Annotated in this window: 5 protein-coding genes; all 5 read left to right on the top strand. The window is 70.3% G+C overall.

Features of this window, described 5'->3' with window-relative positions:
• Positions 1-159 precede the first annotated feature (159 nt).
• Positions 160-3,255 carry a caspase family protein gene (locus RKP46_RS20040; RefSeq protein ID WP_311108264.1) on the top strand — a complete coding sequence of 1,032 codons (3,096 nt, stop codon included), beginning with the start codon at positions 160-162 and terminating at the stop codon, positions 3,253-3,255.
• Complete coding sequence (locus tag RKP46_RS20035; RefSeq protein ID WP_311108263.1) at positions 3,177-4,970, top strand: TIR domain-containing protein; 1,794 nt, start codon at positions 3,177-3,179, stop codon at positions 4,968-4,970. The genes RKP46_RS20040 and RKP46_RS20035 overlap by 79 nt, the downstream gene beginning before the upstream one ends.
• A 299-nt stretch (positions 4,971-5,269) precedes the next feature.
• On the top strand, positions 5,270-6,784 hold the full coding sequence (locus tag RKP46_RS20030) for an NAD(P)H-hydrate dehydratase (protein ID WP_311108262.1): 1,515 nt from the start codon (positions 5,270-5,272) through the stop codon (positions 6,782-6,784).
• On the top strand, positions 6,774-7,652 hold the full coding sequence (locus tag RKP46_RS20025) for a DMT family transporter (RefSeq protein WP_311108261.1): 879 nt from the start codon (positions 6,774-6,776) through the stop codon (positions 7,650-7,652). The genes RKP46_RS20030 and RKP46_RS20025 overlap by 11 nt, the downstream gene beginning before the upstream one ends.
• Before the next feature lie 130 nt (positions 7,653-7,782).
• The coding region (locus RKP46_RS20020; RefSeq protein WP_311108260.1) for a DUF294 nucleotidyltransferase-like domain-containing protein at positions 7,783-8,866 on the top strand (1,084 nt) is incomplete at its 3' end.

Here is an 8,866-nt window from a genome sequence, read left to right as displayed (position 1 = left end):
TCTCGGCGGTATCGCCGCATCGGCCGAGCACCTGGCTCAGCGGCGTCGCGCGCATTGACATTCGTCGTCGGCCGGGCGATATTTGCCTGCTGGCGGCGCGCGTTTGCTGCCAGTTGCGCCATTGAATCAGCACTGCGCGGCATGCGCACGGGAGGGGAGATGAACGGTCGCTGGATGATGCGGGGCGGTGCTGGCTTTGGCCGCTTGCTGCTGCGGGCCATGCCGCTGATCTGGCTGTTGCTGCTGCCGCTGATGTCGCTGGTAGCGCTGATGCCGCTCGCTGCGCTCGCCGGCGAACCGACGAGCGAACCGCTGCTGCGGCTGGAAACCGGGATGCATACGGCGCAGATCAACCGCATCGCCACCGACGCGGCCGGGCGCTGGGCGGTGACCGCTTCGCACGACAAGACGGCGCGCGTCTGGGACCTCGCCGCGCCGCCGCGCGGCGATCAGGGGGCCGGTGATCGGGCGGCCGCGCCGGCGGTCGTTCTGCGCCCGCCGCAGGACGCCGGCGACGAAGGCAAGCTCTACGCCGTCGCGCTGTCGCCCGACGGCACGACGGTCGCGCTCGGCGGCTGGACCGGCTGGGATTGGGATGGCAAGGCAACGATCTACCTCTTCGACCGCGCCAGCGGACGCCTGCTGCGGCGCATCGGCGGGCTGCCGAATGTCATCCATCGCCTCGCCTGGTCGCCCGACGGTCGCTGGCTGGCGGCAAGCCTGGGTGCAGGAAACGGCGTACGCGTTTTCGACGCGACGAGCGGCGACGAGCGCGGCAGCGACAGCGACTACCAGGGCGATTCGTACAGCGCGCATTTTCGTGCCGACAGCCGCCGACTGCTGACCACCGCTTACGACGGCAAGCTTCGCCTGTACGCGCTCGAAGCGGGTCGCTGGCGCCTGTTGCGCAGCGCCGCCGCGGCCGGCGGCACGAGGCCGTTCGCCGCGCGCTTCTCGCCCGACGGCCGGCGCATCGCGCTCGGCTTCGACGACAGCACGCGCGTGCAGGTGGTCGACGGCGAAACGCTCGCCGAAATCGTGCAGCCGACGACGCAGGGCGTCGCCAACGGCGACCTCAGCAAGGTCGCCTGGTCGGCCGACGGCCGCGTGCTGTTCGCCGCCGGTCGCTGGACCGTGCAGGGCAAGGTCCCGCTGCGCCGCTGGCGAACCGCCGACTGGTCGCCGCTCGCCGACCTGCCGCTGGCCGACAACACGATCGTGGACCTCGCGCCGCTGCCCGACGGGCGAGTGCTGTTTGCTGCCGGCGACCCGGCGTGGGGAATCGTCTCGGCCGACGGCGGCGTCGAACTGCGGCGCGAGCCGGCGATCGCCGACCTGCGCGACCAGTACGATGTCTTCGCGCTATCGCCCGACGCCCGCCGCGTTCGCTTCGGCTATCGCGAGGGGGGCGGCGACCCGCGCGTCTTCGACCTCGGCCAACGCGAGTGGGTCGCCGAAGGTGGCGGCGAAGGCGAGCGCCAGGTCGACCGCCGCGTTGACGCAAGGGCGGACAAGAAAGCAAGCGGCAAGCCGACCGCGAGAGCCAACGGCAAGGCGCCCGGCGGAACCGCCGCCGGCGCCGGCGAGTTCGCGCTCGCGCGCACCAGCGCCGCCGGCCTCGAACTACGCGACTGGAAGAACCACACCCGGCCCACGCGCAACGGCGAGCCGCTGCCGCTCGCACCCAACGAAAGGTCGCGCAGCGTCGCGATCAGCGCCGACGGCGAGCACTTCGTACTCGGCACCGAGTGGTCGTTGCGCTTCTTCACGCGCAGCGGCAGACAGCTCTGGCGGCAGCCGGTCCCCGGCGCCGCCTGGGCGGTCAACGTCAGCGCCGACGGCCGCTTCGTCGTCGCGGGCTACGCCGACGGGACGATCCGCTGGCACCGCGTCAGCGACGGGAGCGAGGTCGTCGCCTTCTTTCCGCACGCCGACCGGCAGCGCTGGATCGCGTGGACGCCGGAAGGCTATTACGACGCTTCGCCCGGCGCCGAGGAACTGATCGGCTACCACCTCAACCACGGACGCGAGCGCGCCGGCGAGTTCGTCAGCGCCGCGCAGTTGCGCGAAACCTTCTACCAGCCGGCGCTGCTCGCGCGCCGACTCGACGCCGACGGCGACCAGCGCCTGGCCGAAGTCGTCGCGCGCCGCGGCGACGTGCGCCAGATCCTCGCCGCCGGGCCGCGTCCGCAGATCGAACTGCTCTCGCCGGCCGAAACGACGAGCGACGGCGACTACCGGCTGCAAGTGCGCGTCCGCCAGCTCGGCCAAGGCGAGCACCGGCTGCGCCTGCGCATCGACGAGCAGGAGTTCGCCGGCCGCTGGCAGACGCAGGCGCTCACCCCCGGCGGCATCGTCGTCAACCCCTTGACCGACCTGGCGCCGGGACTGCGCCGGCTGAGCGTCGAACTGGTCGACGGCCGCGGCGTCGCTTCGCCGCCGCTACGCGTCGCGCTGCAGGTGAAGCCGCCCGCCAGCACGCCGCCGCCGCGCCTGCACGTGTTCGCCGTCGGCGTGACGCGCTATCGCGATCAGGCGCTGGCCAAGGGAGTCGCCTTTGCCGCCGACGACGCGAAGGCGGTCGCTGCCGCATTCCAGCGCGGCGGGCAGGGCGTGTACCAGCCGGGCGTGGTCCGCGTCCTCGCCGACGCAGAAGCCGCCAGCAAGGAGGCGATCCTCGCCGCCGGCCGGAAAATCGCCGACGAGGTACGCGCGCACGACGCTTTCGTCCTCTACCTCGCCGGACACGGCCGCACGGTCGAGGGCGATTACTACTACGTCCCCGCGCAGGTGGTCTTCCGCAACCAGGAGCAGTTCCGCAACGACGCCCTCGGCGGCGAAGCGCTGCGCGCCCTGCTCGCGTCGATCCCGGCCAGCAAGCTGCTCGTCCTGCTCGACACGTGCAGCAGCGGCTCCTTCCGCCTGCCAGGACGCGCCGGCCTCGACGACAAGGCAGCGATCGACCGCTTGCAGCGCATCAGCGGCCGCGCGCTGATCGCCGCCGCCGCCGACGAGAAAATGGCACTCGAAGGCGAAGGCGGCCACGGCGTGTTCACCTACGCCTTGCTGCGCGCACTCGCCGGCGACGCCGCAAGCGATCCCGCCACCGGCTGGATCTCGGTCACCGCGCTCGGCGAATACATCGACCGCCAGGTGCCCGCGATCACCCAGCGCAAATGGAAATACCAGCAGATCCCGGTCGCCAACACGCCGGTACCGTTCCCGATCGTGCGCAAACCGGCGAACGGACGGTGAGCGCCGCGCAGCCGCCGCGCGGCGTGCGGGTGTTCGTCTCGTACGCGCACGAGGACGACGCGCTGCGCCTCGAGCTGCGCCAGCATCTCAGCGGACTCGCCCGAAGCGGCCTCGCCGACGTCTGGGACGATCGCCAGATTCCCCCCGGCGGCGAGTGGGCGGACGAAATCGACCAGCGCCTCGATCAGGCCGAGGTCGTTCTGCTGCTGATCAGCCCGGCTTTCATCGCCTCCGACTATTGCTACCGCAAGGAAATGGAGCGTGCTCTGGAGCGGCACGACGCGCCTGACGATCCGGCGATCGTCGTGCCGGTGATCCTGCGCGCGTGCGATTGGCAGCCCCTGTCTTTCTCGCGCTTGCAGGCCTTGCCGCGCGAGGGCAAGCCGCTCGCCGAGTGGAAGGACCGCGATGCGTATTTCAAGGAGGTCGCAGTTGGCTTGCGCAAGCTGATCGCCGAGCAGCGCGGGGCGCGCACCGAAGTGCCGACTTCGCCGGAACCACCGGAGCTGCCGCCGCCACCGTGGTGGCGCCGCTGGCTGCGCGGGCTTTGCCGGCTTGATCAGCTTGGTCGGCAGAGGGTCGTTGCGCTCGCTCTCCTCGCCGTTGCCGGCGTCGGTACGGTCGGCGCTGCCCTCTGGTGGGGCAAAGCGCAAATGTCGGCGGGGGTGGCGGCGCTGCGCGATGGCAGCTATGCGGCCGCGCACCAGGCTCTGGCTGCCGAGTGCCAACGTGAGTGGTGGGGCAGCGCGCGTGTGTGTGCCGCGGCAGAAACGGCAAAGCTTGGCATGTTGCTCGAAGCGCCGCCCGAGCAGCTCGACGTGGAAGCAGTCGGGCGCGGCGTTGGCGAACTGCGCGCGCGGCCCGGCGGCGAGCAGAATGCGACGCTGCTGCTCTTCGCCGCGCAACTGAAACTGCGCGAAAGCGATCCACAACGTCGTGGCGCAGCGATCGCCGAAGCGCTGCGCCTGCTCGAGCAAGCGATCGCGCTCGATCCCGAACTGGCCGAGGCGCATTACGTGCTCGCCGACCTGAGCCTGGCGCGCGCCGATTACGCGACAGCGCTCTCGGCGCTCGACAAGGCGGTGGCCAGCGCACCCGATGCGCCGCACTACCGCAACGCGCGCGCCTACGCCCGCTGGCAGTCGGGCGACGTGCGCGGCGCCGAGGCCGACTACCGGCAAAGCGCCGACGGCGGCGCGCTGCTCTCGCACCTTGAGCTGGCCGAACTGCTCTGGCGCGACGGCCGCTTCGCCGCCGCCGCCGACCAGCAACAGGCGGCGTACGCTGCGCTGCGTGACGACAAGGTGCCACGCCGCGGACGCAACCATTTGCCCTGGATCTTCGCGAACGAGCTGGCGAAGCAGGCGGAAACGCCGCCCGGCGAGGCGTCGACAGCCGAAGCGTCGTCAGGCGAGGCGTCGAGAGCGGAAGCGCCGCCCGGCGAGGCGTCGAAGGCGCAAACGCGGCGGCTCCTGGTCCTGCGGCTCGTGGCCGAGAAACGCTGCTATGCGCAACTCGCCTGGCAGGCTTCGCGCTGGCTGGCCGGACAGACGCCGCCGGCGACGGTCGAGGAAGCGGCGACGCCGGCAGACGACTGCGGCGCACATCGCAGCGAGATACAGACGACGCTGGCCGGCGCGCTGCAGCGCGCAACGCCGCCGGCAGCGCAGGCGCGCGCCGCTGCCTTGACGGCGGCGCTGCAAGCTGGCCACTAGCTTGACCGTCGCGGCTGGTCGGCCGGCAGACCAGACGCATTCCCCGGCGGCAAGCGCCCTCGTCGCCCGCGTGCTTCTTGCCGGCGCGAAGCGACTTTGCAGTCGTGCCAATCGCGCGGCAGTCGTGCCCATCGCGTGCCCATCGCGTGCCAATCGCGCCGCTGCGAGCGCTGGATTACAATTCGGCTTCGTTCCGGGCGACTTGCTCCTGCCTGCGGGCTGCCGCCCGCCGAGCGTCGCGCCCGCCGGCGACCGATGCGCCGCCGTGCCGATCAGACTTTCCTGACTGCTTTCCGCCGATGACTACTGCAAGTCGCTCGCAAGCCCTCTATCGCGCCGCCGAACTCCGCCTGATCGAGAACGCTGCCGCTGATCAGCCACTGATGCAGCGCGCCGGACTGGCCGCGGCCGACCTTGCCAGTTCGCTCTGCCGGCAACCGGGAGCGCCGGTGCTGCTCCTCGCCGGGCCGGGCAACAACGGCGGCGACGCTTTCGTTGCCGCCCGCCATCTGCGCGAACGCGGGCTTGCCGTCAGCCTGGTCTTCGCCGGCGATGCCGACCGGCTGCCATCGGATGCGGCGGCGGCGTACCGCCGTTTCGTCAACGACGGCGGCGTCGCCCTCGACGATCTGCCGCCCGATCGGCGCTGGTCGCTCATCGTCGACGGGCTGTTCGGTATCGGCCTGCAGCGTCCGATTGCCGGACGCTACGGCGATCTGGTGGCGGCAGCCAACCGGCTGGCGGCGCGTGACCGCTGTCCGCTGCTCGCGCTCGATTGCCCGAGCGGCCTCGACGCCGACACCGGTGCGCTGCGCGGACCGGCGATTCACGCCAGTCACACGCTCACCTTCATCGCCGCCAAGCCTGGCCTGTTCACTGGCGATGGGCCGGACTGTTGCGGCATCGTCTCGGTCGCCCGGCTCGATCTGGCAGCCGAGCGGCTGGTGCGCCCGACCGCCGGAACGATCGGCACCGAACTCTTCGCCGACCGCTTGCAGCCACGTCGGCGCAACAGTCACAAGGGCAGCTACGGCGACGCCGGCGTGCTCGGCGGGGCCGACAGCATGGTCGGCGCGGCCTTTCTCGCCGGACGCGCGGCGCTCAAGCTGGGCAGCGGTCGCGTCTATCTCGGGCTGCTCGACGCACAGGCGCCGGCGTACGATACGCTGCAGCCGGAATTGATGCTGCGCCAGCCCGAGGCGCTGCTGGCGACGCCGTTGGGCGCGCTCGCCTGCGGCCCCGGTCTGGGCACGAGCGGCCAGGCGCTCGCGCTGCTCGAACGTGCTTTCGCGCTCAACGTGCCGCTGCTGCTCGACGCCGACGCGCTCAATCTGCTCGCGCGCGAGCAACGCCTGCAGGAGGCGCTGGCACGGCGCACGGCGCAGCATCCGGCGACGACCATCCTCACGCCACACCCGAGCGAGGCGGCGCGCCTGCTCGACTGCACTACGGCGCAGGTGCAGGCCGACCGCGCCGGCGCCGCTTTGCAGCTTGCCGCGCGCTATCGGGCGCTGGTCGTCGTCAAGGGCTGCGGCAGCATCGTCGCAACGAGCGACGGCGAGTGGTGGATCAACACCAACGGCAACCCGGGGCTGGCGACGGCGGGCAGCGGCGACGTGCTGAGCGGGCTGGTTCTGGCGCTACTCGCGCAGGGCTGGCCGGCGCACCAGGCCTTGCTTGCCGGCGTCCATCTGCACGGCGCGGCGGCCGACGGCGTCGTCGCCGAAGGTTGCGGACCGGTCGGCCTGACCGCCGGCGAGCTGATCGATGGCGCCCGTCGCTGCTTCAACCGCTGGCTGACGGATGGCGGATAGCCGGCCAGCCGCACCACATCTTGCCGGAGTTCTGCTCTGTCTGAGCGCCTTGTTGCTGTTTTCGGCGCTCGACGCAACCGCCAAGTATCTGGCCGGCTTCCTGGCCGTTCCGCTGCTCGTCTGGGCGCGCTATCTGGTCCATCTGCTGCTGATGCTGGCTTTCGTCGCGCCGCACATGGGCCGGCAGCTCGTCGTCACCTCGCATTTCTGGCTGATGAGCCTGCGCGGGCTGACGCTTGCCGGCGTCACCTTGCTTGGCCAACTGGCGCTGCAGCGCTTGCCGCTCGCCGAAACGACCTCGCTCGTCTTTGTCGCGCCGCTGCTCGTCGCGCTGCTCGCCGGCCCGGTGCTCGGCGAACGCGTGCCGCGGCGCGCCTGGCTGGCCACCGGCGCGGGCTTTGCCGGCGTCCTGCTGATCGCCCGACCGGGCGGTGCGCTGAGTGGCCCGGGGGTCGCCTGCGCGCTTGGCGCAGCGCTCTTCTACGCCGCCTACCAGCTTCTCACGCGCAAGCTGGTGGCGACCGAACCGGCGCTGCGTCTGCTCTTCTACACCGCGCTCTTCGGCACGCTGGCGATGTCGCCGACGCTGCCCTGGGCCTGGGACGGTCGTCTGCCGACGCTGGCGCAGGCTGGACTGATCGTTTCGCTCGGCGTCTATGGCGGCGTCGGCCATTTCTTCCTGATTCGCGCGTTTCGCCAGACGCCTGCCGCGCTCCTTTCGCCGCTGCTCTACGTTCAGCTCGTCTGGGCAACGCTGCTCGGCTGGCTGGCTTTCGGTGATCTGCCGGACTGGATCAGCGTGGCCGGCATGCTGGTCATTGCCGCATCCGGACTGTTCCTGATCGTCGACCGCCGGCATTTCCGCTGACCGGCGGCGCTCCGGCCACCGCCTGCCGGGGTGACAAATGTTACAATCGGCGTATGGCCTGGGCCGCCCGAGTCCTTACGGCAGCGCGGCGGGTGCCGGCAGAATTCCACTCGAACCACAGGGAGCAACAATGGCTGAAGAAAGCCTTTTTTTTCGCCCGATCAAGGATTTCTGTCAGCGCAGCGTGATCACCTGCAGTCCCGACGACAAGCTGGTGCAGGTTGCGGCGAAGATGCGCGAGAGGAACATTTCGAGCATGGTCGTCTGCGAGAACAAGCTGCCGAGCGGCATCATGACCGACCGCGATCTGCGCAACAAGGTCGTTGCCGCCGGCGCCGACCCGACGACGCTGACCGTGCGCGCGGTGATGAACAGCCCGCTCTCGGCGATCGGCGAGAACGACCCGCTGTATGAAGCGCTCTACCGGATGTCGCGCCAGGGCATCCATCGCCTGGCGGTGGTCGATGGCAAGGGCAAGCTGTCGGGGATCATCACCGACAGCGACATCATCCGCCTGCAGTCGCACTCGCCGCATCAACTCGTGCTGGACATCGAGCAGACGCGAAATCTCGACGAGGTGCGCGCGGTCTATGCGCGCATTCAGGAACTCGTCCTGCATCTGAGCGGCAGCGGGACGAGTACGCGCGACATGGTGCGCATGATCGCCCACCTGAACGACCAGATTCTGCTGCGCCTGATCGCCCTGCTGCGCGCCGAGCGCTTCCCCGACCTGCCCGAACGTTTTGCCTTCGTCGTCCTGGGCAGCGAGGGGCGCGGCGAGCAGACGCTGCTCACCGACCAGGACAACGCCATCGTCTATGGCAACGAACTCGATCCCGAGCAGATTGCGCGCATCGAGAGTTTCGCGCAGGAACTGAGCGATGCGCTGATCGCCATCGGTATTCCGCCGTGCCCGGGCGGGATCATGGCGAAGAACAAGGAATGGCGGCGCAGTCTGAGCAAGTGGCAGGAGCAGCTCGACCGCTGGCTGCAGGCGCCAACGCCCAATCATGTGCTGAGTTGCGGCACCTTCATGGACATCCGGACGATTTTCGGCGACAGCAGTTTCGAGCAGGAGCTGACCGACCAGCTCTACACGCACGTGCAGCGCGACAAGCTGTTTCTGATGCGCATGGTCGAAAACACGCTGCGCTTCGTTCCCCCGATCGGCTGGTTCGGCAAGATCAAGGGTGAGAAGGACGGCGAGCACTCAG

Source organism: Accumulibacter sp. (assembly GCF_031732815.1).
Lineage (GTDB): Bacteria > Pseudomonadota > Gammaproteobacteria > Burkholderiales > Rhodocyclaceae > Accumulibacter.
The sequence above is the reverse complement of the archived record's forward strand: the minus strand, read 5'-3'. Positions and strand labels throughout refer to the sequence as shown.